Origin of the sequence: Streptomyces coeruleofuscus (assembly GCF_039532725.1) — a bacterium.
GTDB lineage: Bacteria > Actinomycetota > Actinomycetes > Streptomycetales > Streptomycetaceae > Streptomyces > Streptomyces coeruleofuscus.
In genome coordinates, this window is sequence record NZ_BAAASE010000001.1 from 85,479 (window position 1) to 112,173 (window position 26,695).

Annotated in this window: 20 protein-coding genes and 3 pseudogenes; 14 read left to right on the forward strand and 9 right to left on the reverse strand. The window is 70.9% G+C overall.

Annotation, left to right across the window (positions count from 1 at the left end; all coding sequences use genetic code 11):
* The first annotated feature begins 111 nt into the window (after positions 1-111).
* The 7 genes from ABFX81_RS00355 (at position 112) to ABFX81_RS00385 (ending at position 11,804) form a co-directional block, all read left to right on the forward strand.
* Complete coding sequence (locus ABFX81_RS00355) at positions 112-2,034, forward strand: DUF4192 family protein (RefSeq protein WP_346137460.1); 1,923 nt, start codon at positions 112-114, stop codon at positions 2,032-2,034.
* Positions 2,035-2,720: 686 nt separating this feature from the next.
* Positions 2,721-4,589 (forward strand): glycogen debranching N-terminal domain-containing protein, encoded by a 1,869-nt coding sequence (locus tag ABFX81_RS00360; RefSeq protein ID WP_428837127.1) that lies wholly within the window; start codon positions 2,721-2,723, stop codon positions 4,587-4,589.
* 129 nt (positions 4,590-4,718) lie between these two features.
* Positions 4,719-5,477 (forward strand): NUDIX hydrolase, encoded by a 759-nt coding sequence (locus ABFX81_RS00365; protein WP_010034909.1) that lies wholly within the window; start codon positions 4,719-4,721, stop codon positions 5,475-5,477.
* A gap of 110 nt (positions 5,478-5,587) precedes the next feature.
* The gene (locus ABFX81_RS00370) at positions 5,588-7,816 is read left to right on the forward strand and encodes an ATP-binding cassette domain-containing protein (protein WP_346137461.1); all 2,229 of its coding nucleotides are present in this window, start codon (positions 5,588-5,590) and stop codon (positions 7,814-7,816) included.
* 161 nt (positions 7,817-7,977) lie between these two features.
* Positions 7,978-8,865 (forward strand): FadR/GntR family transcriptional regulator, encoded by an 888-nt coding sequence (locus ABFX81_RS00375; RefSeq protein WP_346137462.1) that lies wholly within the window; start codon positions 7,978-7,980, stop codon positions 8,863-8,865.
* 426 nt (positions 8,866-9,291) lie between these two features.
* Positions 9,292-10,830, forward strand: coding sequence for an RNA polymerase sigma factor (locus ABFX81_RS00380; RefSeq protein WP_346137463.1), 1,539 nt, complete (start codon positions 9,292-9,294; stop codon positions 10,828-10,830).
* Between the two features lie 137 nt (positions 10,831-10,967).
* The gene (locus ABFX81_RS00385; RefSeq protein ID WP_086853813.1) at positions 10,968-11,804 is read left to right on the forward strand and encodes a trypsin-like serine protease; all 837 of its coding nucleotides are present in this window, start codon (positions 10,968-10,970) and stop codon (positions 11,802-11,804) included.
* Between the two features lie 167 nt (positions 11,805-11,971).
* On the opposite strand, the gene ABFX81_RS00390 is transcribed toward ABFX81_RS00385, so the two are convergent.
* The gene (locus ABFX81_RS00390) at positions 11,972-12,202 is read right to left on the reverse strand and encodes a DUF7455 domain-containing protein (RefSeq protein ID WP_010034922.1); all 231 of its coding nucleotides are present in this window, start codon (positions 12,200-12,202) and stop codon (positions 11,972-11,974) included.
* Between the two features lie 442 nt (positions 12,203-12,644).
* Between ABFX81_RS00390 and ABFX81_RS00395 the strand changes: the two genes are divergently transcribed.
* The 4 genes and pseudogenes from ABFX81_RS00395 (at position 12,645) to ABFX81_RS00415 (ending at position 17,621) form a co-directional block, all read left to right on the forward strand.
* On the forward strand, positions 12,645-14,768 hold the full coding sequence (locus ABFX81_RS00395) for a DNA gyrase/topoisomerase IV subunit B (protein ID WP_346137464.1): 2,124 nt from the start codon (positions 12,645-12,647) through the stop codon (positions 14,766-14,768).
* Positions 14,769-15,120: 352 nt separating this feature from the next.
* Positions 15,121-15,402: pseudogene (locus ABFX81_RS00405) on the forward strand (response regulator transcription factor); the annotation flags it as partial.
* A gap of 69 nt (positions 15,403-15,471) precedes the next feature.
* Positions 15,472-16,032 carry a DUF485 domain-containing protein gene (locus ABFX81_RS00410; protein WP_086845736.1) on the forward strand — a complete coding sequence of 187 codons (561 nt, stop codon included), beginning with the start codon at positions 15,472-15,474 and terminating at the stop codon, positions 16,030-16,032.
* Positions 16,029-17,621 carry a sodium:solute symporter family transporter gene (locus ABFX81_RS00415; RefSeq protein ID WP_086845709.1) on the forward strand — a complete coding sequence of 531 codons (1,593 nt, stop codon included), beginning with the start codon at positions 16,029-16,031 and terminating at the stop codon, positions 17,619-17,621. The genes ABFX81_RS00410 and ABFX81_RS00415 overlap by 4 nt, the downstream gene beginning before the upstream one ends.
* 25 nt (positions 17,622-17,646) lie before the next feature.
* Here the strand turns inward: ABFX81_RS00415 and ABFX81_RS00420 are convergent.
* Positions 17,647-17,853 (reverse strand): annotated as a pseudogene (locus tag ABFX81_RS00420) (helix-turn-helix domain-containing protein); the annotation flags it as partial.
* Between ABFX81_RS00420 and ABFX81_RS00425 the strand changes: the two are divergent.
* Positions 17,853-18,194 (forward strand): annotated as a pseudogene (locus ABFX81_RS00425) (ABC transporter substrate-binding protein); the annotation flags it as partial. The pseudogenes ABFX81_RS00420 and ABFX81_RS00425 overlap by 1 nt on opposite strands.
* A gap of 32 nt (positions 18,195-18,226) precedes the next feature.
* Here the strand turns inward: ABFX81_RS00425 and ABFX81_RS00430 are convergent.
* The 4 genes from ABFX81_RS00430 to ABFX81_RS00445 all read right to left on the reverse strand — a co-directional run bounded on the left by ABFX81_RS00430 (position 18,227) and on the right by ABFX81_RS00445 (position 22,939).
* Positions 18,227-18,907 carry a response regulator gene (locus ABFX81_RS00430; protein WP_086845712.1) on the reverse strand — a complete coding sequence of 227 codons (681 nt, stop codon included), beginning with the start codon at positions 18,905-18,907 and terminating at the stop codon, positions 18,227-18,229.
* Positions 18,907-20,577: an ATP-binding protein gene (locus ABFX81_RS00435; protein WP_086845714.1), complete on the reverse strand. Its 1,671-nt coding sequence runs from the start codon at positions 20,575-20,577 to the stop codon at positions 18,907-18,909. Before ABFX81_RS00435 ends, ABFX81_RS00430 begins: the two co-directional genes overlap by 1 nt.
* A gap of 104 nt (positions 20,578-20,681) precedes the next feature.
* On the reverse strand, positions 20,682-21,626 hold the full coding sequence (locus tag ABFX81_RS00440) for a sucrase ferredoxin (protein ID WP_086845718.1): 945 nt from the start codon (positions 21,624-21,626) through the stop codon (positions 20,682-20,684).
* A gap of 53 nt (positions 21,627-21,679) precedes the next feature.
* Positions 21,680-22,939: a citrate/2-methylcitrate synthase gene (locus tag ABFX81_RS00445; RefSeq protein ID WP_086845719.1), complete on the reverse strand. Its 1,260-nt coding sequence runs from the start codon at positions 22,937-22,939 to the stop codon at positions 21,680-21,682.
* A gap of 117 nt (positions 22,940-23,056) precedes the next feature.
* Here ABFX81_RS00445 and ABFX81_RS00450 point away from each other — a divergent pair, with 117 nt between their 5' ends.
* On the forward strand, positions 23,057-24,217 hold the full coding sequence (locus ABFX81_RS00450) for a citrate synthase (RefSeq protein ID WP_086845722.1): 1,161 nt from the start codon (positions 23,057-23,059) through the stop codon (positions 24,215-24,217).
* On the opposite strand, the gene ABFX81_RS42145 is transcribed toward ABFX81_RS00450, so the two are convergent.
* From ABFX81_RS42145 to ABFX81_RS00460, 3 genes are all read right to left on the reverse strand, one after another.
* Positions 24,178-24,552, reverse strand: a complete 375-nt coding sequence (locus ABFX81_RS42145; protein WP_428837128.1) for a DUF6082 family protein — start codon at positions 24,550-24,552, stop codon at positions 24,178-24,180. The genes ABFX81_RS00450 and ABFX81_RS42145 overlap by 40 nt on opposite strands.
* Before the next feature lie 292 nt (positions 24,553-24,844).
* The gene (locus tag ABFX81_RS00455; protein ID WP_086845738.1) at positions 24,845-25,081 is read right to left on the reverse strand and encodes a hypothetical protein; all 237 of its coding nucleotides are present in this window, start codon (positions 25,079-25,081) and stop codon (positions 24,845-24,847) included.
* 204 nt (positions 25,082-25,285) lie between these two features.
* Entirely contained in the window at positions 25,286-25,567 is a 282-nt protein-coding gene (locus ABFX81_RS00460) for a DUF6082 family protein (protein WP_346137465.1), read from the reverse strand.
* A gap of 59 nt (positions 25,568-25,626) precedes the next feature.
* Here ABFX81_RS00460 and ABFX81_RS00465 point away from each other — a divergent pair, with 59 nt between their 5' ends.
* Positions 25,627-26,685, forward strand: coding sequence for a GTP-binding protein (locus ABFX81_RS00465; protein ID WP_086845726.1), 1,059 nt, complete (start codon positions 25,627-25,629; stop codon positions 26,683-26,685).
* Positions 26,686-26,695 lie beyond the last annotated feature (10 nt).

Consider the following 26,695-nt stretch of genomic DNA (forward strand, 5'->3'; position numbering starts at 1 on the left):
CGCGAGCGGTGCGCGGGGCAATCAGGCGCCTCGGTTTTTGAATGACGTGTCCCTGATCGTAGTTATCCACAGGGTCAAGCGGAGCTTCGGATTCCGCGAGATCGTCTTCGCATGACGAACCACGGCGAAACGACTGGATCCTCCGAAAACGGCGACATCACCGGGCCTGACGCGCATGGCAGGCACATGGACGGTGGACGGGAGAAGCAGGGAAACGAAGAGACCGGGCCGCACATCCCCAGCCCCACGTACGACGGCCACGGCGGCGAGCACCAGGTCACCCTGCGTACCCCGGCCGAACTGGCCGACGCCCTGCCGTACCTGCTCGGATACCGTCCCGAGGACAGCATCATCCTGGTCGCCCTGCACGACAGGGACGGGCGCGGGCGGTTCGGGGGCCGGGCCCGGCTGGGCATCCCCGCGAACGCGGACGACTGGCCGTCAGCGGCCCGGCAACTGGCCCACGGTCTGGTGAAGGGCAGTGAGCGCCGAGGGGCCCGCCCCGAGTCGATGGTCGCCTTCCTCTGCCAGGAACCGGAAAAGGGGGAGTCCGGCCGACAGGTCATGGAACGACTGAGGCCGCTGGCCCACAAGCTGCGTGTGGAGTGCGGTTCCCTGGACGTGACGGTGGTCGAGGCGCTGTGCATCTCCGACGGTCGTTACTGGTCCTACTGCTGTGACAACGCGACATGCTGCTCGCCCGAGGGAGCCCCTATGGGCCTGCCGGGCACATCGGTGCTGGCCGCCGCTGCCACCTACGCGGGGATCCAGGTACGCGGCACGCTGCGGGAGCTTCGGGCCCGTCTGCTCCCCTGGGAGAACGCCGCCGCTCTCGAGCAGGAGACCGCCCTGGACACCGCCAGCCTCGCGCTGGTCCCGAGGATCCTGGACGACGCCGGCCGTGCCGAGGTGGCCGACGAGACACTGGAACTGGCCGGGCGGATCCTGGACCGCTTCGCCGAGGCACAGCCCGTCTCCGGCATGCTCCTGGCAGACCTCCGCGACGACGAACTCCTCCGGCACGACGAGGCAGCCCGGCTGATCCTCGGCCTCCAGGACCGCGCGACCCGTGACCGCGCGGCCGAGTGGATGGAGGGCGACGAGGCCGGACGCGCCCTGCGCCTGTGGCGGTCACTGGCCCGCCGCTGCGTCGGACCCTACGGCGAGCACGCCGCTGCTCCCCTCACTCTCGCCGGCTGGGTCGCATGGTCCACCGGTGACGAACTGGAGGCCAGGGAAGCTCTCGCCATGGCCCTGAGCGCGGACCCTGACTATCTCTTCGCCCGCCTCCTGCACCAGGCCTGCAACGAGGGCCTGGACCCGGAGTCGATCCGCAGCTGCCTGCGAGCGGAGCGCGAAGGCCGGGGGTGCCCGGGAGCTGTCGGCTCGGACGTTCGGGTCGACGGCTTGGATGCTGGGACGGGCGGCTCCTCGGCCCGGGCGGACGCGTGTGTCGAGCCGGTGGGCGGCTCCCCTGCCCGGGTGGGCGAGTGTGTCGAGTCGGCGGGCAGTTCCCGGGCTGGGGCGGAGGACTCTCCCGAACGGACGGGCGGCTCCCCGGCCAGGGCGGACGACTCCGCCGGGTGGGAGGACAGCTCCGTCGCGCAGGAGGCCGACCACCCGGCTCGGCCGGAAGCTGACGAGGCCGCCACAGGTGAGGCAGCCGCGCCCGAGTCCGAGCCGGAGCCCGCACCCGCGTCCACGGCGATGCCCTCACGTCGTCGACGCCGTACCCGTCCAGCCCGCTCCGCCGGTGCCGTCGGCGCGGCCCCGAACGGTGCCCGTGCAGGAGATCACGTCCCGAGCGCGCGGGTGCCTCGTCGGCGTACTCCGACGGGTACCACGCGCCCTGCCAGGGTCGTGGAAGCCGGCACGCGTGCCGGCCGAGCGACCGCGGGTGCTGCGCGGTCCCGCAGCGCTCACCCGGGCGGCACGCGTGCGCGTACGTCGCGGAAGGCGGCCATGCCGTGCCACGACATGGGCGAAGAAGGCGTGCCGCCCGGCCAGGGCACGGAGACGGAGGGCGAGGAGTGAGTGTCCTCCCGGCGACCTCGACGCGCCCGGGGCGGGGACGCGGGCGTGACCCGGATGAGGTTCACGCCGTTCACCTGAGTGGCGGAACGCCCGGACGAGGCGTGACGCCGCACTGCCCCTGCCCCGTCGGAGCCCTCCGGCACCGGCGCCGGACTCGATCGAGGCGCACAGAGCGCAGAGGAAGCCTCTCCATGCATCAGCCGACTCCGCCCTCCTCCGCCGCCGACGACCGCCACGCTCCGGGCGGGCCCCCGCCGCCCCGGGCGTCGGGCCCCGGCCCAGGGCTGCCCGGGGCCGGGGCCGGGACTCCGAGGTCGGGGGACCAAGACGTCCCGCCGCGGTCGGCGGCACATGTCGACGGATTTGGGCCCAGGTTCCCCGGAGGCGCCTCGCCCGCCTCGCTGCCCACCGGCCCGGGCTCGTGTCCGCCCTCGACACCGGACCGGGGCCGTTCGTCCCCCCGCGGGGCGGGTCGGAACCGTCGTCCTGGTGCCGCGGCGGGGTACGGCCCGCCCCCGCCGCCCTTGCCCCAGAGCCGGGGCCCGTCCTCCGCGGGGCAGCCCGCCGGGCCTCCGCGGGGTGCCACGATCCCCGGACTGCGCTGGTCTGCCGACCTGCCGCCCACCCACACCATGATGATCTGCGTCGCGCTTCCCGGTCTGGCCATCTCGACTGAGGGAGGGCAGATGACCGGCCGGGGGCTGGAAGGCTTCTATCGCGCCGGCCGGCGCGTGCTCTCCCGGTGCGAGATCCGCGTGGCCGGGCGGGAACCGCTCGCCGTGCAGGCCCGCATGGCTGCCGCCGACCGAGCCAGGTTCGTGGGCACGCTCCGCACGTCACCGCAGGCAGGCCCGGATCCGGACGTGGTCGTGGAGCGCAACCGTCTCGCGGACGGCACGGAGCGGATCACCTTCCACAGCGCGGCACCCCGTCCGCTGCGTCTGCCGGTCGAGGTGTCCCTGGGCACGGACCTGGCCGACCTCGGGTCAATCGCCTCGGGCCGCCCCGGTCCCGAACTCCCCGCGAGCGTCCACGACTCCGGACTGCGGTGGTCCTGCGCCACCGGCAATGCGTCCGTCACGGCCGCACCGCCTCCCTCGGACGCCCTGGCCTCCGCCGGGCTGCTGCGATGGGAGCTCGACCTGCCGCCGGGCGGCAGCAGAAGCGTGGAACTGCGGGTGCGGCCGGACGGGGCCGGTCCCCTCCGAGCCGTGGGCCGCGCGGCGACCAGCCCCCTTGCCGCCGCGCGGGCCGAAGGCGACGACCCCAGAGTTCCCGCGCTCCTCAGAACGAGCATCGAGGACCTCCAGGCCCTCCTGCTGCGTGATTCCGCGAACCCCGCCGACACCCACCTCGCGGCCGGGGCACCCTGGCGCTGCGGTCTGGCCCCCGCCGACGCGCTCGTGGCCGCCCGGATGGCCCTGCCGCTCGGGACGGGTCTGGCAGCGGGGACGCTGCGGATCCTCGCCCGTACCCAACTCACCGGCCCGGGGCCACAGTCCGGGATGATCCCCGGCCCGAGACGGGACGCAGGCCCGCACCTCCCGCCGCAGTGCACCGGCACGGAGGCCACACTGCTCTTCCCGGCACTGCTCGCAGAGGCCCGCCGCTGGGGCCTGGGCGAGCAGGAGACGGAGGAACTGCTCCCGACCGCCGAGCGCTGCCTGACCTGGCTGCGAACCACCGCGGGCGACGACCCGTACCTGCGCGATCCGCACCCCGGCGATCCCGTCCGCTGCGAGACACAGGCGCACGCCCACCGTGCCGCGCTCCTCGGCGCCGATCTGCTCGACGCCTGCGGCCGCACGGGCGGAGCGGCACTCCGGCAGTGGGCGCAGGCCTTGAGAACCGCCTTCCGCAGGGACTTCTGGGTCGACGACCTCGGGGGCGGCCGGCCCGCGGCTGCCCGTGCCCCGGACGGCAGGCCTGTGCCCCATCTGGGCGCGGCCGCCGCCCACCTCCTCGACACCGGCTTGCTGGGCGAAGGCGCCCCGGCCCCCGGTCTGCTCGACAAGGTGCAGACCGAGCACCTCGCCCGGCTGCTCGGCAGTCCCGTCATGGACTCGGGCTGGGGCCTGCGCGGACTGGGCGCCAAGGAAACGGGGTTCAATCCGTTCGGCCACCGCGCCGGGGCCGTGCGGGTCCAGGAGACCGCACTGGCCGTCGCCGGCCTGGCCGCCGCCGGCTACGAGAAGGAGGCGTCCTCGCTGCTTCGCGGCGTACTCGCGGCCGCCGAGACCTTCGCCCACCGGCTACCTGACATGTACGCCGGGGAACAGCGGACGGAGGGGAGCGCTCCCCTCCCGCACCCGGCGGCCTGCCGTCCGGCAGCCACATCGGCGGCCGCCGGAGTGCTGCTGCTGACCACGCTCGTCGGCATCCGCCCCGACGCCCCGGCAGGGACGGTCACCCTGCGCCCCATGCGCAGCGCACCCCTGGGCGAGATCGGTTTCACGGGACTGCGGATCGCGGGCGCCCCCTTCTCCGTACGGGTCAGCAGGCTCGGCCTCGTTATGGTCGAGGAAGCGGCCGACGGACTTCAATTGGGCGTGTGACCTGGTACGACGTTCAACTGTCGGACACCGGCCCGGAGAGTGACGTTCATATCCGACCGAAGCGGATCAGTCGCCGATGCGACCGGCGAAGGGAGTGTTTATCGTCAGGCAGACGACTATGATCGCCGCATGCCCTACGACCCGTCAGCGTTCCCGCCGTTTGCCGTCACCGTGGACCTGGTCGTGCTGACCGTGCGCCGCCATGCCCTGTGCGCGCTGGCGGTACGCAGGGGCGAGCCCCCCTTCCAGGGGCGTTGGGCGCTGCCCGGCGGTTTCGTCAGGGCGGACGAGGACCTGGCGCAGGCCGCGGCACGCGAGCTGGCCGAGGAGACCGGGCTGCGTGTTCATGACCCGTCCGTCCCCGCCCAGGACAACGGGGCGCATCTGGAGCAGCTCGCCACCTACGGCGACCCCAAGCGGGACCCCAGGATGCGGGTCGTCAGTGTCGCCCACCTGGCGCTCGCTCCCGACCTGCCCGCGCCCAGGGCAGGCGGCGACGCCAGCAACGCCCGCTGGGCTCCGGTGGAGGAACTGTTGCGGCAGGGCGGCTACGGGCGGGACGCCGAACCGGTCGCGCCGCTCGCCTTCGACCACGCGCAGATCCTGTCGGACGGAGTCGAGCGTGCTCGCTCGAAGATCGAGTACTCGTCGCTGGCCACTGCGTTCTGCCCGCCCGAGTTCACCGTCGGAGAGTTGCGCCGTGTCTACGAGGCGGTGTGGGGCGTGGCGCTCGACCCGCGCAACTTCCACCGCAAGGTCACGGGCACACCGGGCTTCCTCGTCCCCACCGGTGGGACGACCACCCGCCAGGGCGGCCGCCCGGCTCAGCTTTTCCGTGCCGGTGGCGCGACTCTGCTCAACCCCCCGATGCTGCGCCCCGAGGTCTGACGCCGAGTCCGAACACCACGCGCCCCCTGCCCGGACAAGGGTGGTGGTCGTGCCCGAGGCAGGCCTCGTGCTGCCCGGAAAATCGGACATAGCGCGCTATCTTGCTGCGAGTGATCCAGGCCTTCGGACTGACCAGCAACCCCCGCAAAGAGCTTCCGCCCGCAGCTGACGACGTTTCGTTCGAGGCGCGAGCGGGTCGCGTCACGGCGCTGCACGGAGCACCGGGCGCCGGTAAGACGACAGTTCTCAGACTCATGCTGGAACTCCAACGGGGCCGTGGGGTCACCTACTTCCGGGGCCGCCCCCTGCACCGCATCGCCCATCCGTCGCGCGAGGTCGGTGTGCTGATGGGCGACGTGCCGGGACATCCGGCCCGCACGGTCCGCGGTCATCTGCGCATGCTGTGTGCGGCCGCAGGGGTCCCGGTCCGGCGCGCCGACGAAGTGCTCGAGGCGGTCGGGCTCGTGAGCCTGCGCGACGAACGCCTCGGCGCCCTCTCGCGCAGCATGGACCGCCGCCTGGGCCTCGCCTGCGCCCTCCTGGCCGACCCGCACACGCTCGTCCTCGACGACCCCGTCGGCGGGCTGTCCGTCCGCGAGAGCCACTGGCTGCACGGCATGCTGCGCGCCCATGCCGCCCAGGGCGGCACGGTCCTGTTCACCACGGCCGACCCCAAGGAGGCCGCGCGCACCGCCGACCGCGTCGTCACCCTGGAACAGGGCAGGCTCGTGGCCGACCAGGAGGCCGCGGAGTTCTCGCGTACCCGCCTGCGTCCCCGGGTCGCCGTACGCAGCCCGTACGCGGCCCGTCTGGCGGCCCTCCTGGCCAAGCAGGCCCGCACCGCTCAGCGCTCCGTCGAGATCGTACGAGAAGACGGCAACCGCCTCTCCGTGTACGGCAGTACCTGTGCGGAGATCGGCGAGACGGCGTTCCGTCACGGCATCGTCGTACACCAACTGGCCGATGAAATCGGTGACATGGGGCCCGGTGCGGGAGCGGTACACGCAGATGAGCCGCAAGGCGGCAGCGCCCCGGGGCTGGGCAAGGCGGGGCAGGCGGCGGGCGAGACCGACGCAGCGCGATCGTCCGCCGACACGCTCGAGCTCGTCCGCGTGGAGCCGGATCGCGCGAGTGCCGAGGTGGGGCACGTCGCCGAAACGCCTGGGGCGACGGTTGAGCCCCCGGCCGCCGACGACGAGCCGCGACCCACACTCGACGCCTCGAAGGCGGCCGCGCTCACCGCCGACCCGGTTACCGCTGATCCAGTCACTGCCGACCCCATGGCCGTCACCGTCGAGCCGCCACGCCCGGCTGAGCCACGGACCACTGACGACGTGGCGGAACCAGTCACCGTCGAGCCCGTGCTCCCCGCCGGGCACGCGCAGCCCGCCGAGGAGCCGCACGAGCGCCTGGACGCCCCCGCGGACGGCCACCCGTCCAACGCCGAGACCCATCCACAGGAGGCGACGGCACGCCGGACGTTCCACCCCGCCGACGCCCGCACCGCACGCACAGCCCGCACACTCGAAGCGCTGCCCCCGCTGCCGCCTCCCATCTCCGTCCGCCCTGCCTCCGGCCCCCTCCGCCCCCTCCGCTACGAGATCCGCCGCGCCGCCGGGATCGGCACCGGGTTCATCACCGGGGCCGCGGTACTCGTCGTGTCCGCCGTGACCGCCGTCGTGCTCGCCCGTATCGGGCACACTCCTCAGCCGCGCCTGCTGGCCGCGTGGCCGCAGGAGCTGCCCCTGCCGCCCGCGGCGCTCGGCGCTGGGCTGCTCGGCGCGCTGGCCTTCGGCGACGAGTTCCGCCACCCCGCCCTGGCCGCGGACCGCGGCACCGTGCCCCGCCGGCTGGGGCTGCTGGCCGCCAAGCTGCTCGTCGCCACGGCCACCGCGCTGATGCTGGCCGCGCTCACCGTCGGCTGCGACGCCGAGGTGCTCTACCTCGTGTACGGACCGGAGCTCGCCCGAGTTCCCGCCGAGTGGCTGTCGCTGAGTGCGAGTTGGATCGGGCTGGTGGTCGGCTGTGCCTGGGCGGGCGTACTGGCCGCAGGCGTCTTCCGTTCCACCACGGCCGGACTGGCCGCCGTGGGCGCCGTGCCGCTCCTGGTCGTGCCCGCGGTGCACAAGGTTCTTGAAGGGCCGTCCGTGCGGACCGCGGCGGGACTTCCCGTGCGGCTGCGCGAGGCCCTGCTGCCGCGATGGCCCTTCGGGGGAGAGCGCTACCTGGAAGCCGCGCTCAGCGTGGTCTCCCAACCTGTCGGCGGCGCACTGACGTTGTCGCTGACCGCACTGCTCTGCGCGTATCTCCTCACCGCACTGCGGAGCCGGTTCCGGTGACGACTGTCCGTAACCCTTAGTCCGGCCATGCGCACAACTCCCCGCAGAACGCCCATTTCTTTCCGATAAGGCGTCAATTGCGACGGGGGGAGCGATCACCCTTTCGTGTGCTTTTCACCAAAGACCTCAAGGGAGTTGGAGACGACGCCGACAAAGGATGCGTGAGTACCCTTGCGCACACCATGATGACCGCCGCCCGCTCCGCTGACTCCGGCCTCGCGAGCCCGGGCGAACTCGACCGCTACCCCTACGCAGAGGCGCCCGCCGTCGACCGCGTCGGTGCCCCTGTCTGGGACGGCGGGGACCCCGAGCTGGGCCGGGTCGGCAGGCGCGCCGCAGGCAGCCGCGGACGCGGGCTGCACGGCCAACTCGTCCAGCAGCTGGGTCAGATGATCGTCTCCGGCGACCTGGGCGCCGACCGTCCGCTGGTGCCCGAGGAGATCGGCCAGCGGTTCGAGGTCTCCCGCACCGTCGTCCGCGAGTCGCTCCGGGTCCTGGAGGCCAAGGGCCTGGTGAGCGCCCGCCCGAACGTCGGCACGCGCGTGCGCCCTGTCAGCGACTGGAACCTCCTCGACCCGGACATCATCGAGTGGCGGGCCTTCGGGCCGCAGCGCGACGATCAGCGCCGCGAGCTGAGCGAGTTGCGCTGGACGATCGAGCCGCTCGCCGCCCGCCTCGCCGCCGGGCACGGGCGCGAGGACGTCCAGCAGCGCCTGGCGGACATGGTCGAGATCATGGGGCACGCGATGGCCCAGGGTGATGCGCTCACCTTCGCCCGCGCCGACTCCGAGTTCCACTCGCTGCTCATCCAGGTCGCCGGCAACCGCATGCTGGAACACCTCTCCGGGATCGTGTCCGCGGCCCTCCAGGTCTCCGGCGGTCCGATCGCGGGCTGTGACCGGCCGACCGAGGCGTCGCTGGCGCACCACGGCCGCATCTGTGACGCCCTCGCCACCGGCGACGGGGCGGCGGCCGAGGCGGCGATGCGGCAACTTCTCACGGTCCATCCCGAGGTGGAACGCGTGGTGCCCGCTCCGCGCGAGCGCTGACCGCGTTCCGCGGGCGGCGCGCCCGGGTCTGCCACCCCCCTCCTGTGGCAGTGCCCGTACGGTGAACCGCCTCCCGTCGGACCCCGCGGGATCCTCACGATCCCGCGGGGTCCGACGGCGCGAAGGGGCCGCAGATCGCCGGAGCGGCCAGTGAACGGCCAGGTGTGACCTCTTTTGTCTGGGTGTGACAGCTTTTGGTCGCTTACGGGGTGTGACTCGGGCCACGCGAATTGGGCGTAACGCTCGCGGGAAGAACGCGATGACCTAAGAGGTGACAGCCGCGGAGGGAATACGGACGCCGTTCACGGCGCTGTGCATCTTCCCGGCCCCCGCCCGCGCCGTCGGCCCACCCCCAAGCCGGCGGTCGGCTCCTGTCCACTGTGGACGGGGCCGGAAGCCGTTTTCCAACGTTCCGAGAGGTTGTTCGTGTCGGCCAGCACATCCCGTACGCTCCCGCCGGAGATCGCCGAGTCCGTCTCTGTCATGGCTCTCATTGAGCGGGGAAAGGCTGAGGGGCAGATCGCCGGCGATGACGTGCGTCGGGCCTTCGAAGCTGACCAGATTCCGGCCACTCAGTGGAAGAACGTACTGCGCAGCCTCAACCAGATCCTCGAGGAAGAGGGTGTGACGCTGATGGTCAGTGCCGCGGAGCCCAAGCGCACCCGAAAGAGCGTCGCAGCGAAGAGTCCCGCCAAGCGCACCGCCACCAAGACGGTCGCGGCCAAGGCGGTGACCACCAGGAAGGCCACCGCCACCGCCACGCCGGCGGCGCCCACAGCCGAGCCCGCCGCCGAGGACGAGGCGCCCGCCAAGAAGGCAGCTGCCAAGAAGACGACCGCCAAGAAGGCGGCCGCGAAGAAGGCGCCTGCCAAGAAGACCGCGGCGAAGAAGACCAGCGCCAAGAAGGACGACGCCGAGCTTCTCGAAGAGGAGGTGCTCGAGGAGGCCGCTCCCGGCAAGGCCGGCGATGAGCCCGAGGGCACGGAGAACGCCGGTTTCGTGCTGTCCGACGACGACGAGGACGACGCTCCCGCCCAGCAGGTCGCCGCCGCCGGTGCCACCGCCGACCCGGTCAAGGACTACCTCAAGCAGATTGGCAAGGTCCCGCTGCTCAACGCCGAGCAGGAGGTCGAGCTCGCCAAGCGCATCGAGGCCGGTCTGTTCGCCGAGGACAAGCTGGCCAACGCCGACAAGCTCGCGCCGAAGCTCAAGCGTGAGCTGGAGATCATCGCCGAGGACGGCCGCCGCGCCAAGAACCACCTCCTGGAGGCCAACCTCCGTCTGGTGGTCTCCCTGGCCAAGCGCTACACCGGCCGCGGCATGCTCTTCCTGGACCTCATCCAGGAAGGCAACCTCGGTCTGATCCGCGCGGTGGAGAAGTTCGACTACACCAAGGGCTACAAGTTCTCCACGTACGCCACCTGGTGGATCCGCCAGGCGATCACGCGCGCCATGGCCGACCAGGCCCGCACCATCCGTATCCCGGTGCACATGGTCGAGGTCATCAACAAGCTCGCGCGCGTGCAGCGCCAGATGCTCCAGGACCTGGGCCGTGAGCCCACCCCGGAGGAGCTGGCCAAGGAGCTCGACATGACCCCTGAGAAGGTCATCGAGGTCCAGAAGTACGGCCGTGAGCCCATCTCGCTGCACACCCCGCTGGGCGAGGACGGCGACAGCGAGTTCGGTGACCTCATCGAGGACTCCGAGGCGGTCGTCCCGGCCGACGCGGTCAGCTTCACGCTCCTCCAGGAGCAGCTGCACTCCGTCCTGGACACCCTGTCCGAGCGCGAGGCGGGCGTCGTCTCGATGCGCTTCGGTCTCACCGACGGTCAGCCGAAGACCCTCGACGAGATCGGCAAGGTCTACGGCGTCACGCGTGAGCGGATCCGCCAGATCGAGTCCAAGACGATGTCGAAGCTGCGCCACCCGTCCCGTTCGCAGGTGCTGCGCGACTACCTCGACTAGTCGTCGCGGTCGTATGGCGCGGAAGGCCCGGTTCCCCCAGGGGGACCGGGCCTTCGTCATGCCCCTCCGCAGGTGCGGGCCGCCGCGGGGTGAATCACTCTGGGTGTCTCGCTGACATCACGGAGTGAGGAGTGTTCATGCGTCGTCGCCTTTCTCGAGCCATGGCCCGACCGCTGGTCCTGGCGGCAGCGGTACTCGCCCTGTCAGTGGGCCCCAGTGGCCCTGTGGCCGCCGACCGGGTCGTCATAGGGGGATTCCCCGTCGACGCGTCGGAGAGCCCGTGGACGGTGGCCCTGTCCAGTCGTGACCGGTTCGGGGGAACGCGCGCGGGGCAGTTCTGCGGTGGTGTGGCCGTCGGCCGCAGCACCGTGCTCACCGCGGCCCACTGCGTGGACGAGGAGGTACTGGGCGGGCCACCGGAGCGCGTACGCGATCTCAAGGTCATAGCGGGGCGCACGGACCTGCTCTCGGGCCGGGGTGGCCGGGAGGTCGCGGTGCGAGAGATCTGGGTCAACCCGGCCTACGACGGTGTCAGCAATGTCGGGGATTTCGCCGTGCTCACCCTGGCCGAGCCTCTCCCCGCCGACTCGGTCATCGGCATGGCGGCCGGCGGTGACCCCGCGTACGCCGTGGGCGAAGCCGCGACGGTGTACGGGTGGGGAGATGTCTCGGGCGCCGGGGAGTACCCGAACAGTCTGCGGGCGGCACGCGTGCGTGTGCTCCCCGATGCTCTCTGTGAGGAGGCGTATCCGGGAGGCGAGGACGGCGTCTACGACGCCAGGAGCATGCTGTGCGCCGGAGAGGCGAACGGGGGCCGGGACGCCTGTCAGGGCGACAGCGGGGGGCCGCTGGTGGCCCAGGGGCGGCTGATCGGCCTCGTGTCCTGGGGGAGCGGCTGCGGTCAGGCCGGCAGCCCCGGGGTGTACATGCGTGTGTCCGACATCATGCGCACGCTCGGCTGGGCACACACGTGAGGATCATGCGCAAGCTCGGCTGACACGGCGTGAAGAAACCGCGCGCTGGGCGTCGGGGGCAGCCTGAGCGGACTCGCGAGAACGAGGACGGGCGGCTGCCTCCATAGCGGAGGCAGCCGCCCGTTCACCGGCCTGTGCCGTGCTGGCTCGTCGTCGGACGCGAGGTGTCAGCGCTCTTCTTCGGAGGCAGTCGCGGGAGCGGACGTCAGCCGCTCCGTCTCGTCCTGTATCTCAGCGGCGATCTTCTTGAGTTCCGGCTCGAACTTGCGCCCGTGGTGGGCACAGAAGAGCAGTTCTCCGCCGCTGAGCAGGACGACGCGCAGGTACGCCTGGGCGCCGCAGCGGTCGCAGCGATCAGCGGCCGTCAACTGGCTCGCAGGGGTCAGAACAGTAGTCACGTCGCCTCTTCTCTAGCTCGACGAGCTGTCGTACCAGGGTCAACATCCAACCAGCCCCAAAACGTTCCCGCTCGTGGCTTTTCCTCGAAAGAATCTTTGCGAGGCGGCTGTCTGCTGCCGGTTGGCGGCGAATGTGCCGTATTGCGTGTCTATGTGTCTTACGGAGCTTCGCGTTATATCGGTGGTCGGTCCTCCCGGCTGGGTTGCCGGTTGTTCATGAGGACGTGCCCGGAGCCTAAATGGTTCATGCCTGGAAGGGAACGTGATGTGTGCTTCACTCCAACGAGGGATCGAACAGGCATGCGAGTCTGGACTAGGGTGAGTTTCCGACGAGGGTGGCGTTACAACGGCTCTACCAGGCCTCGGTACCCTCTCACCGGTGACTGAAGCCGCGCCCTTACCCATGAGGGCCCCATCTGAAATTCAGCGAGGAGCGAACCGCGTGACCGCCGAGACGTCCGTGCCGTCCACAGCTCTGCTGGCAGGAGCAGACCGGGACGGGTCCAACTACACCGCGCGGCACCTGCTCGTCCTCGAGGGGCTCGAGGCCGTGCGGAAGCGCCCCGGTATGTACATCGGGTCGACTGACAGCCGTGGCCTGATGCACTGCCTCTGGGAGATCATCGACAACTCCGTCGACGAGGCCCTCGGTGGCTACTGCGACCACATCGAGGTCATCCTCCAGGACGACGGCTCGGTCGAGGTCCGGGACAACGGCCGGGGCATCCCGGTCGACGTCGAGCCCAAGACCGGCCTCTCCGGTGTCGAGGTCGTCATGACCAAGCTGCACGCCGGCGGCAAGTTCGGCGGCGGCTCCTATGCCGCCTCCGGCGGTCTGCACGGCGTCGGCGCCTCCGTGGTGAATGCCCTGTCCGCCCGTCTGGACATCGAGGTGGACCGCGGTGGACACACCCACGCGATCAGCTTCCGTCGTGGTGTCCCCGGCGCCTTCGCCGGGAACGGCGCGGACGCAAAGTTCGAGGCCAAGAGCGGCCTGCGCAAGGCCAAGAAGATCCCGAAGACCCGCACCGGCACGCGCGTGCGGTACTGGGCCGATCGCCAGATCTTCCTCAAGGACGCCAAGCTCTCCCTGGAGAACCTGCACCAGCGCGCCCGTCAGACCGCGTTCCTGGTGCCCGGCCTGACCATCGTCGTGCGCGACGAGTACGGGCTCGGCGAGGGTGGCAGCAAGGGCGAGGAGTCCTTCCGCTTCGACGGCGGCATCAGCGAGTTCTGCGAGTACCTGGCGAACGACAAGCCGATCTGCGACGTCCTCCGCTTCTCCGGATCGGGCTCCTTCAAGGAGACGGTCCCCGTTCTGGACGACCACGGCCAGATGACGCCCACCGAGGTCACCCGCGAACTCGGTGTCGACGTCGCGCTGCGCTGGGGAACCGGCTACGACACGACGCTGAGGTCGTTCGTCAACATCATCGCCACCCCCAAGGGCGGTACGCATGTCGCCGGCTTCGAGCAGGCCGTCGCCAAGACGATGAACGAGGTGCTGCGCACCAAGAAGCTGCTGCGCGTCGCCGAGGACGACATCGTCAAGGACGACGCCCTGGAGGGCCTGACCGCGGTCGTCACCGTGCGTCTCGCCGAGCCGCAGTTCGAGGGCCAGACCAAGGAGGTCCTGGGGACCTCGGCGGCCCGCCGCATCGTGAACAACGTGGTCACGAAGGAACTCAAGGCGTTCCTGACGTCCACGAAGCGGGACGCCGCCCAGCAGGCCCGCGTGGTCATGGAGAAGGCCGTCGCCGCGGCCCGTACGCGCATCGCCGCCCGGCAGCACAAGGACGCGCAGCGCCGCAAGACGGCGCTGGAGTCCTCCTCGCTGCCGGCCAAGCTCGCCGACTGCCGCAGCGACGACGTGGACCGCAGCGAGTTGTTCATCGTCGAGGGCGACTCCGCGCTCGGCACGGCGAAGCTCGCCCGGAACTCCGAGTTCCAGGCGCTGCTGCCGATCCGGGGCAAGATCCTCAACGTCCAGAAGTCGTCCGTGACGGACATGCTCAAGAACGCCGAGTGCGGCGCGATCATCCAGGTCATAGGAGCCGGGTCGGGCCGCACCTTCGACATCGACACGGCCCGCTACGGCAAGATCATCATGATGACCGACGCCGACGTCGACGGCTCGCACATCCGCACACTGCTGCTGACCCTGTTCCACCGCTACATGCGGCCCATGGTCGAGGCAGGCCGGGTTTTCGCGGCGGTGCCGCCGCTGCACCGCATCGAGATCGTCCAGCCGAAGAAGGGCCAGGACAAGTACGTCTACACGTACTCGGACCGCGAGCTGCGGGACAAGCTCATGGATCTCCAGAGCAAGGGCGTCCGCTACAAGGACTCGATCCAGCGCTACAAGGGTCTCGGCGAGATGGACGCCGACCAGCTGGCCGAGACCACCATGGACCCCCGCCACCGCACTCTGCGCCGGATCAACCTCTCCGACCTCGAGGCCGCCGAGCAGGTTTTCGACCTGCTGATGGGCAACGACGTCGCGCCGCGCAAGGAGTTCATCTCCAACTCGGCGGCGACGCTGGATCGGTCGCGGATCGATGCGTAGCCGCTGCGCTGGGCTTCGGCCGGGCAAGGCAGGGCCGGGCGGGGCTGGGTGCTGGTGATCTGAGCGGGGCGGGTGCTGGGCGGGGCCGTGCGGGCTGGGTGCTGGTGTTGGCCTGAGCTTTACGGGCCGGAATCCTGGCCCGGCGCGGTCGGTTGCCGGGCCCTGCTGTGAACTCGGGCTGGGCGTACGGTGACAGCACGGTGCGGCCTGTGGGGGAGGGAGCGCGTGTGCGGGAGAACGCCTGGACGCGCTGGCCTTCCCGGGAGGCGCTCAGCCGCGAGGAACTCTCACGCTCCCGTTGTCTGCTGGCCTGGACGGTGAGGGGACTGGTCCTCGGTGTGTTGATGTGGGCTCGCCGAGCATCCAGAGGTGGCTGGAGCGGCTGGCGGAGACCGAGGGGAGACGGGCTGCGCCCCCTGAGGCGCCGGACGGGCTCACCGTGCGTGAGACGGAGGTGCTGCTGCTCATCGCCGAGCGGCTCAGCAATCAGGAGATCGGCCGCGGGCTGCATGTCTCCGTCGCGACCGTGAAGACCCACATCAACAACCTCTTCGCCAAGACGGGGCTCAAGGACCGTGCGCAGGCGGTGCGTTACGCCTACGGCCAGGGACTGGTGCGGCCACCAGCGGGTTGAGTCACCTGATGGGGTGAAGAGCTAAGGGAAGAAGAGTCGGGGATCTTCCCGTTCTGTCCATCCTTGGACATGCAGCCAAGCAAGGGCCGTCCCCGTAGAGACGGGGCTGGTCAGGAAAGTCCGGTCGAGCCACTCGACGGTGTCGGCCCGGTCCCGGCCGACGAGGCCGGGCGCCTCAGGTACGACGATCCCTGGTACGACGCCCTCGCCTCCGGCTGGGGCGAATCGGCGGGTGCCGGGGTGCCGGATCCGGCCGTGGTCCCGTCGGCACGCAGGGACGGCGAGACCCGGGTCGCTGCGGCCGATGTGTATCTGGAGGTGCAGCGCAGCGAGGCCTTCCAGGAGGTGCGGCGGCGGTACCGGAGGTTCGTGGTGCCGGGCTTCGTGGCCTTCTTCGCCTGGTACGTGGGCTACGTCGTGGCTGCCACGACCGCGCCGGAGCTGATGGCGCGGCCCGTGGCGGGAGCGGTGAACGTGGCGCTGGTGGCGGGGCTCGGGCAGTTCCTGAGCACGTTCCTGTTCACCTGGGCGTACGCGCGGCACGCGCGGCTGCGCAGGGACCGGGCGGCGCTCGAACTGCGCTGGGACACGCAGGAGCTGACGCGCGGCGTCAACGGGGGTGTCTCGTGACGGATGAACACCAGACTCTGGCACTGCTGCTGTTCAGCGGGTTCGTCGCGGTCACGCTGGCGATCACGACCTGGGTGAGCCGCAACCGGCGCGGTTCGGCTGAGGAGTTCTACGCGGGCGGGCGGCTCTTCTCACCCATGGAGAATGGTTTTGCCATCGCCGGTGACTACATGTCGGCCGCCTCCTTCCTGGGGGTCACCGGGCTCATCGCGCTGTTCGGCTACGACGGGCTGCTGTATGTCGTCGGCTTCCTCGTGGCCTGGCTGGTGGTGCTGTTCCTCGTGGCCGAACTGGTCCGCAACTGCGGACGGTTCACGCTCGCGGACGTCGTGGCGGCGCGGATGAGGGAGCGGCCGGTACGGATCGCGGCGGGAACGTCGTCGGTCACCGTGTCCGTTCTGTATCTGGTGGCGCAGATGGTCGGCGCGGGCAGCCTGGTGGCGCTGCTGCTCGGGGGCACGAGTGAGGCGGCGCGGGCCTGGACCGTCATCGGGGTCGGCGCGCTCATGGTGATCTATGTGTCGCTGGGAGGTATGCGGGCGACGACGTGGATCCAGATCGTCAAAGCCGTCCTGCTGCTCGGCGGCACGATCGCACTGACGGTGCTCGTCCTGATGCGCTTCCACGGCGACCTGGACCGGCTGCTGCTCACGGCGGCCGAGCGCAGCGGTCACGGGCAGGCGTTCCTGGCGCCCGGGCTGAAGTACGGCGGGGACTGGACCGCCCGCTTCGACTTCATCAGTCTGGGGCTTGCCCTGGTGCTGGGCACGGCCGGGCTCCCGCACATCCTGTCCCGCTTCTACACCGTGCCCACCGCGCGCGCCGCACGCCGCTCGGTCGTGTGGGCCGTCGGGCTCATCGGCGGTTTCTACCTGATGACGATCGTGCTGGGGTTCGGCGCGGCCGCCATCGTGGGTCCGGACGCGGTACGCGGGTCGAACGCGGCCGGGAACACGGCCGTTCCGCTGCTGGCGCTCGATCTGGGCGGTGGTGCCGGATCCACGGGTGGAACGGTTCTCTTCGCGATCGTCGCCGCGGTCGCCTTCGCCACGATCCTCGCCGTGGTCGCCGGGATCACGCTCGCGTCCTCGGCGTCGGTGGCCCACGACCTGTACGCGTCCCTGCGGCGCCGGCGCGGCAAGCCCCGTAGCGAGGTGGCCGTGGCCCGTGTCGCGGCCGTCGGTGTCGGCGTGGTGGCGATCGCCCTCGGGCTGCTGGCGCGGGATCTCAACGTCGCATTCCTGGTGGGTCTCGCCTTCGCCGTCGCCGCGTCGGCGAACCTCCCGGTGCTGCTCTACTCCCTGTTCTGGAGCCGCTTCACCACACGCGGCGCCGTGTGGGCCGTCTACGGCGGTCTGGTCCCGGCCCTGGTGCTCGTGGTGCTGTCCCCGGTGGTTTCCGGAAGCCCCGAATCGCTGTTCCCGAGCGTCGACTTCCAGTATTTCCCGTTGCAGAACCCGGGCCTGGTCTCGATCCCGCTGGGCTTTCTCGCGGGCTGGGTGGGCACGGTCACCTCGGCGGAGGTCCCGGACGAGGCGAAGCACGCGGAGACCGAGGTGCGGTCGCTGACCGGGGCGGGAGCGGCGTAGTGGCGGGGCCTTCACCGGCGTACGGTTACGGCGCCACCCACGCGTAACGGTGTTCGGGTCGGCCCGTGTCGCCGTACTTGAGGGAGAGGCGCAGGCGGCCGGACTGCTCCAGGCGGCGCAGGTAGCGCTGGGCGGTGGAGCGGCTCAGTCCTGTCTCGGCGGCGACCTCGTGGGCGGAGAGCGGGTGGTCGGCGCGGTGCAGGACGCGGCAGATCAGTTCCGTGGTCGGCTTCTTCAGGTCTGTACATGCAGACGGACTGGGTGAACAGCCACAAGAGCACGGTCCAGAAGCTGGTCAACGCATTCGTCGAGACGCTCACATGGATGTCCGTACACAGCGCGTCCCAGATCGCCGACAAGATGCCGGCCGACTACTCGCAGGGCGACAAGGCGCTCTACGCACAGGCCATCAAGAGCACACTGCCGATGTTCACCAAGGACGGCGTGATGCCCGCGGACGGTCCCGAGACGGTGGAGAAGGTGCTCAAGGCGTTCAACCCCAACATCAAGAACGCCAAGATCGACCTCGCCGGGACCTACACGACGGAGTTCGCGAAGAAGGCCACGGGCTGACAGCCGAAACGGCCTCCGACCGACCGCCTGGGCTAGGCGCGGGTCGCCCACACGTAACGGTGTTCCGGGCGGCCCGCGTCGCCGTACTTGAGGGTCAGCCTGGCCCGTCCCGTGCGTTCCAGCAGCTTCAGATAGCGCTGGGCGGTCTGGCGGCTCACCCCGGTCCGCTCCGCGATCTCCTGCGCGGACAGAGGCCCGTCCGCGTTCATCAGGGACTGACGGACCAGCTCCGCGGTGGTGGGGGAGTGGCCTTTGGGCAGGTCCGGCTCGGAGGGGGTCGACAGCGCCCCGAAGATGCGGTCGACCTCGGCCTGCTCCGCCTCCCCGCCGCCGTCGAGGGTGCGACGCAGCTCCGCGTACGCCTCCAGCTTGGAGCGCAGGCCGGCGAAGGCGAACGGCTTGACCAGGTACTGCAACGCGCCGTGTCGCATCGCCGCCTGCACGGTGGAGACATCCCGTGCCGCCGTCACCATGATCACGTCGGTCTGGTGGCCGCGCCGACGCATCTCCTGGACGACCGCGAGCCCCGTCTCGTCGGGCAGGTAGTGGTCCATGAGCACCAGATCGAGCCGGGGCAGCGTCTCCAACTGACGCAGCGCGTCCGCGGCGCTGTGGGCCTCGCCGGCGACATGGAAGCCCGGCACTTTCTCGACGTAGGCGGCGTTGACCCGCGCGACCCTGGTGTCGTCGTCCACGACCAGCACCTCGATCATCACGACTCCTCCTTGGCGGTCTGCGGAGCTGACGGCACGGTCAGGGCCGGTTCCGGGCCCGGCTGGGCCAGCGCCTCGGGCAGGACGACGGTGAATTCCGCGCCTCCGCCGTGCGCCTCGCCGACGGTCGCGCTGCCCCCCTGCCGCTCGGCGAGCCTGCGCACCAGGGAGAGCCCGATGCCCCGCTCGCGGTGCGCGGGCGGCTTCTTCGTGGACCATCCCTCGGTGAAGATCAACTCCCGGTGCTCCGGCGGGATTCCCGGTCCCGTGTCGCGCACCCGGAGGATCGCCGTACGACCCTCGGCGCGCAGTTCGACCTCCACGCGGGCGTGCGGCTTGCCCGCGACGGCGTCGAGGGCGTTGTCCACCAGGTTGCCGACGACGGTGACGAGCCCTTGCGGGTCGATCAGCCGGTCCGGCAGCCGGGTCCGGTCCGACACCCACAGTGCGACGCCCCGTTCGGCCGCGACGGTCGCCTTGCCGACCAGCAGGGCGGCGAGCAACGGGTCCTCGATCCGCTCGGTGACCTGCTCCGCGGTCGCCCGGTGGTCGCCGACCACTTCGCCGACGAACTCCACGGCGTCGTCGTACATCTCAAGTTCGAGCAGGCCCAGGAGCGTGTGCATACGGTTGGCGTGCTCGTGGTCCTGGGCGCGCAGCGCGTCGATCAGGCCGCGGGTGGAGTCGAGCTCGCGGCCCAGCTGCTCCAGCTCGGTGCGGTCGCGCAGGGTGGCCACGGCGCCGCCGTCGTCGGTGGGCATGCGGTTGGCGACCAGCACCCGCTGGCCGCGGACGGTGAGCAGGTCCGTGCCGGCCACGCGCCCGGCCAGCACGTCGGCCGTGCGGCCCGCGCCGAGCGCCTCGTCGGGGGAACGGCCCACCACCGCGTCCCCGATGCCCAGCAGCCGCTGCGCCTCGTCGTTGACGAGCCGGATGCGGCCGGTGCGGTCCAGGGCGACGACGCCCTCCCGGATGCCGTGCAGCATCGCCTCGCGTTCCGACAGGAGCGACGCGATGTCCGAGAAGGCCAGGTCCCTGGTCTGCCGCTGGACCCGCCGGGAGATGAGCCACGCGGCCAGCGCGCCTACGGCCAGGGCACCTCCGGCATACGCGAGCAGCCCCGGGATCGCGTGGATCAGCCGGGCCCGGACGCTGTCGTAGGCGATGCCGACCGAGACGGCGCCGACGACCGTGCCGTCGCTGTCACGCAGCGGCACCTTGCCGCGGGCGGAGCGGCCCAGGGTGCCGCTGTCGATCTCCATGACCTCCTTGCCGGCCAAGGCCTGGCCGGGGTCGGTCGAGACGATGCCGCCGATCTGCTTCGGGTCGGTGTGCGACCACCGCACGCCCCGCCAGTCCATCACCACGATGTACTCGGCCTGGGTGGCCTTCCGGATCCGCTCGGCCTCCCTCTGCACCGGACCGTTCGGTGAGGGAGGCGTGTCCCTCACCTCCTCCGCGAGGCCCGGCTGCTGAGCGGTGGTCTGCGCGATGGCGAGCGCTCGGCGCATCGCCTGGTCGTCCAGCTGGTCGCTCAGGGGCGCGAGGAACAGCCCGGTCGCGAGGACCGCGACTCCCGCGGCGATCGCCACTTGCATCAGCAGCACCTGCGAGAACACCCGCCGGGGCAGGCCGAGGCGCAGGCGGCGTGCGGGGGGAGTGGGGCTCATACCCAAGAAGGTACGTGGGGCCGGCTACCTGCCGTAATGGGTGTGGCGTGGATCTCTTGATCAATGCTTGAGGAGATGATCCGGACCCGCGGCCGGCGGACCGGTCAGCTCGCGAGCGCCGTAGTCACCCTCACTTCGCGCACTGCCACGACGTCCATCCGGGCGGGCGAACCGAGGACTGCCGCCCCACAGCTCTCCGGCCGGGGCGGCAGGGCCGCCCCCTGGGCCACCTCGACCTGCCAGTGGCGCCCGTCGGCGTGGGCGACGGTCACCTCCCAGCGTGGGGCCGCCCCGACCGTCCGTACGACGCTCAGCGCCTCCGCGGCGTCTTCGCCGGTCCTGGTGCGCACGGCGAGCTCCGCCGCCTGACCGGGCCGTTCCCAGGCCGAGCTGCCCCGGCACCCCTCCACGACGATCCGCCCCTCCCGCGCGCCGTGCAGAACCTCCTTGAGGGTGTGTGCCTCGGCACGGCCGTACGCGTATCCGTACGGCAGCACGAGCACCGTCGGGGAGAAGCGGTGACCACCCAGATGGGTGACCTCCCAGACGCCCTCGACGCCGGACGTGGCGAGTTCGGCCGCTAGAGGCCGGCCGAGGAGGGCGCAGCAGCGGTCGCGCTTGCCGTTGGTGCAGACCAGGGCGAGCGGCTCACCGTCGTGGGGCCGTCCGCCGAGCGCCACGTCGAAGGAGCGGTGCTCGCCCCGGCCGAGTCCGGCGAAATCGAGGTCGAGGAGCTGCCCGGGGTCCGAGATCGTCGCGCCGTGCAGCCAGACGTTTCCCGGAACGGTGTGGGCCGCGTACACCCGGCGTGCGGCGGGCATCCGGCGGTCCGCGTGGCGCCCGGGGCGGCGGATGAGCACGATCCGTACGCCCGTGTCCTTCGCCGCCGCCTCTAGGGCACGGCCCAGGGCGGGGTCCAGGTGGCTCGAAGTGAGCGCCTTGGCACCCCACGGACCGGGCTGTTCCAGCAACAGCCAGGTCCTCGCGGTGGCCGCGGTTCCCGAAACGGGCTCGGCCGAGTCCCGGGAGACGCTTGAACACGTACTCACAGAGGTGAGCCTAACCTGAGTTGGATCGCGGCGACGCTCGGCCCCGCCCTGCGCTACTCCGGTAGTGGCTGAGGTGGCTTCGGTCCGGCGTAGAGACCGCTCGGGCGCATGCGCAACGGCCGCTCGCCGTACTCCTCCAGGGCGTGGGCGATCCAGCCCGCCGTACGGGCCACCGCGAAGATCGTCTCGCCCGCGGTCGGGGGCATGCCGCAGGACGTGGTGAGCACTGCGAGCGCCAGGTCGACGTTGGCGTGCAGCGGGGCGTGGCGGGCGGTGGTCTCGACGATGTCCCGGGCCGCGAGGAGGGCGGGTTCCGCGCGCGGGATCTGCTCCAGGAGGGCGAACAGGGCACGCGCGCGTGGGTCCTCGCCCGGGTAGAGCCGGTGGCCGAGTCCCGGGATGCGGCGACCGGCGCGCAGTTCGTCCGCGATCACGGGCGCGGCGTCGCCCTGGTCGAGCACGTCGACGAGCAGCCGGTGGGCGAGCCCGCTGGCCGCGCCGTGCAGCGGGCCCTCGATCACGCCGAGTCCGGCGGAGACCGCCGCGTAGGCGTGGGCACGGGCCGACGCGGCGACGCGCACCGCGAGCGTGGAGGCGGCCAGGTCGTGGTCGACGAGGAGGGCGAGGGCGGTGTCCAGAGCGCGCAGGGACGCCTCGTCGGGGTCCTTGCGCGGCGACAGCCGGGTCCACAGCCGGTGGGCCAGGGGTCCCTCGTCGCGGCGGTCGTGTCCCGCCGGTGGCAGAGCGGCGACGAGCGTGGGAATGAGGGTGCGCGCCGTGCCGAGCACGGCGTCCTCGGACAGGTCGTAGCGCAGGGGGTCGGCGGTCGCGGCGACGCTCGTCGCGACGCGCAGCAGGTCGGTGGGGGCGGCGTGTTCGGGCAGCGTGTCGACGGCGCGGCGCGCGACGGCGACCGAGGCGGCCGGCGCGGTGAACGTGGTGCCCGGCCGCATCCGGCCGGTCCACAGCCACTCGGCGACCTCCTCGTAGCTGTGCCGGGTGGCCAGGTCGACGGCGTCGACACCGCGGTAGTAGTAGCGGTCGCTCTCGATGAGTGTGATGCCGGTCCGTACGGACAACTCGCCGCCGGAGGCAGAACTTCCCGCGGCCTCCCGCCTGTTGCGCCGGGCGAGCGCCTCGACCTCCCTGGCGTCGAAGGTGCTGCCCCGTCCGCCGGCCACCCGCCGGCTGCTGAGCTGACCGCGGCTCACGTACGCGTACACGGTCTCCGGCTTCACGCCGAGCAGCTCGGCGGCCTCCTTGGTGCTCAGCCGCCGTTCCGCGTCGCGGGGGGCGGGTTCTTGATCGCGCATGGGGGTCACCGTATCCGCCTAGCGGGCCATTGACCGGTACATTGATTCAATCAATATTGACACAACTCAAGTCAACCATGGACAGTCGAATCAAGTCCAGGGTCCAGGGAGGAAGACATGTCCGTCAACAGGTCCGCAGCCGCTCTCATCGACGCACCACGAGGACTCGCCGGTGTCGTCGTCACCGACACCCGGATCGGTGACGTCCGTGGTGGCGAGGGCTTCTACCACTACCGGCAGTACTCCGCCGTCGACCTCGCACGGACCCGCACCTTCGAGGATGTCTGGCACCTGCTCGTACACGGCGAACTGCCGGACGCCCGGCAGGGTGCGGTCTTCGCGGCGGAGACCGCGATGCTGCGGCGGCTGCCCGACGACGTGCGAGCGGCCCTGCCGGCCATCGCGGCGGCCGGCGGGCGCTCCGGCCCGCTCGCCGGGATGCGCACGGCACTGTCGCTGCTTGGCGCCGCCAAGGGCTTCCGGCCCGTGTACGACATCGATGCCGACCGGCGCAGGCAGGACACCCTCGAGGCGGCCGCGGCCGTACCCACGCTGCTCACCGCGCTGCACCGACTGCAGAAAGGGCTCGAGCCGGTGGAGCCGCGCGAGGACCTGTCGTACGCGGCCAATTACCTGTACATGTTGACCGGCTCGGTGCCGACCGAGCGGCACGCACGGGCGATCGAGCAGTACCTGATCTCAACCATTGATCACGGATTCAATGCGTCAACCTTCACGGCCCGGGTCATCGCGTCGACGGGTGCGGACGTGGCGGCATGCCTCGCCGGTGCGGTGGCGGCGCTGTCGGGGCCGTTGCACGGGGGTGCGCCCAGCCGCGCACTGGACACCCTGGACGCGATCGGCACCCCGGACCGTATCGACTCCTGGGTACGGCAGCGGGTGCTCTCCGGTGAGCGCATCATGGGCTTCGGGCACGCGATCTACCGCACCGAGGATCCGCGGTCGCGGATGCTGCGCGAGGTCGCCCAGGGGTTCGGCGGCCCGCGGGTGGACTTCGCCGTGGAGGTCGAGCGGCACGTCGAGGCGATCCTGGCGGAGCTGAAGCCGGGCCGCGAACTCCACACCAACGTCGAGTACTACGCGGGCGTGGTCATGGAACTCTGCGGCCTGCCCCGGGAGATGTTCACACCGACGTTCGCCGCCGCGCGTGTGGTGGGCTGGAGCGCCAACGTCCTGGAACAGGCGGAGGACACGAAGATCATCAGGCCGGTGGCGCGCTATGTGGGACCCGCTCCGCAGGTGAGTGGGGCTGTCTGAGTGCCTGCCGCCACGTCACGGTGGATTGCGTGTTCCGTGCGCCGGAGATTCGCGGATGGCCTGCTCGAAGATTCGGAAGGCCGACCCTCGTGACTGTCGGGCGAAAGGCCCTCTTTCCCGCCACGAGAAGCTTCCCAGTAGCGGTGGAACAAGGGACTTCGGAGAAGGGTGCGAGCGTACTCGAGCAACTCCTCTTCCGTTACGTCTCCCCATTCGTAGAAGAGCAGGAAATGGCCGAAAGTCAGGTTGGCGAACAAGTGCTGGCGCACCACTTCATGCTGTTCGCCCGGATAGCCGTTCCACACGTTCGCCAGGGCGGGATCGTCCATTGCCATCTGAGTCAATTGGACGTGCAGCGCTCACAGGTCGGCTCTTGCGCTGCGGCGTAGTTCTTCGCGTCACCGACGGCGCTGCGTTCTATCGCTGCCCGGCGCCCGCCGTTGGCGTCCTCGACACCGCTCAGGAGCCAGCCGCTGATCACGATGGAAGCGGCACCGACGAGTGCCGCTCCGGCGAGGCCGAAACCGGTTCTGCCCGTGCGGCGACCGCCTGTGCGTCGGGAAGTGCGCGTAGGCGGTCGCTGCCTGACGGCCAGTGGCGGGTCGAGGACCGCGCTCGAGTGCGGGATCAGGCGTCCGGGATGTCCGCCTTGGCTCGGACGAGGGTTTCCCGGGTGATGATGACGATCCTCTCGTAGTCGGCCCGCGAGGCGTCCCCTGGAAGCTCGTCCTCCAACTCGGCGGTGGCGTCTGTCCCGATGACGGCGAAGTTTCCGTCAGTCAATTCGAAGAGGTCGGGGCAATTTGCGCCGGAGGTGCTTCCGCGTTCACATGGGGGGACGCCGATCCGACGGGCAATGTGCATCACTGATGATCCTTAAGTGCATGGCAGGGCACGCGAATACCGAAACCGACGGACACTTTTCTGTGCGGCGCCGGCAGCCCGGTGGAGCGAACGACACTTGTGGAACCGCTCGCAACCGGAGGCAGAGTCAACCTTGGTAAGGCCGCCGGTATTGCGGTTTTGTTATCAACCGCCGGTCTGGCATGCGGAGGGAGGCGTCGTTGACTACTCCCTGAAGGCCGGATTCTGCAGCATGCTCCGGGCGAAGCCGAAGAACTCCTCGCGGGTCATGCTGCCCATGCGGTAGTAGCACAGGGCGTTCGTGTAAAGGGCGCTGGCGAAGAGGAGAGGACCGGCGAGCGGTGGGCGGCGCTTGCGCCTCCCAGCGTGCCGAGCGGCTCTGATCGGCGGGGAGGCGGAGAGGAGGCGCGCGGAGGGAACGGAGGGAACGGAGGGAACGGAGGAAAGCGAGGGTCCCGCGGCTCGTATCCTGGGGCGGCATCCCATCCTCGTACGTGTGCCGGGAACCGAGCCGGTGCACGCGTCGGCGTGAGAGAGGTCGCACGGTGAGCCTGCCGAGCCCGGAACCGCAGCAGATCCCGGTCGTCGTCCTGGCCGGATTCCTCGGCTCGGGCAAGACCACACTCCTCAACCACCTCCTCCACCGCAGTGGCGGCAGTCGTATCGGCGCCATCGTCAACGACTTCGGGGCCATCGAGATCGACGCGATGGCCGTGGCGGGAGCGCTCGGCGACTCGACGGTCTCGCTGGGCAACGGGTGTCTGTGCTGTGCCGTCGACGCGAGCGAGCTGGACGAGTACCTGGAACGGCTCGCCGAGCCCTCCCTCGGCATCGACGTCATCGTCATCGAGGCGAGCGGACTGGCCGAGCCGCAGGAACTCGTGCGGCTGGTGCTCGCCAGCGAGCACCCGAGGATCGTGTACGGCGGTCTCGTCGAGGTCGTCGACGCCGCCGAGTTCGACGACACCCGGTCCAGGCATCCCGAGATCGACCGGCATCTCGCGCTGGCCGATCTGGTCGTGGTCAACAAGCTCGACCGGGCGGCGGACGGCGAACGCGTCCTCGCACTGGTCCGCTCCCTCGTCGACCGCGCCGCCGTCGTCCCGGCCTCCTACGGCCGGATCGACCCCGAGTTCCTCTTCGACTGCCGGCCGAGCGAGGAGCGGATCGGGCAGTTGTCCTTCGACGACCTGCACGAGCACGGCACGGACGACCACGCCGAGCACCTGCACAGCGCCTACGACAGCCTGTCGTTCGTCTCGCGGGAGCCCCTCGACCCGCGCCGGCTGATGGAGTTCCTCGACAGCCGGCCCGAGGGGCTGTACCGGATCAAGGGCTATGTCGACTTCGGGCCGTACGACGTCCTGAACCGCTACGCGGTCCATGCCGTCGGGCGGTTCCTGCGTTTCTACCCGGAACCCTGGCCGGCCGGCGGCGAGCGCGTCACCCAGCTGGTGCTCATCGGCTCCGGCATCGACGCCTCCGCCCTCGACAAGGAACTCGGCGCGTGCACGAGCGACGCCCCACACGCCGACGAGCGCGGCATGTGGGGCGTCCTGAGGTACGTACAGAATCCGGAGGAGGACCCGGCAGAGCCTGCCTGAGCCCTCCGCC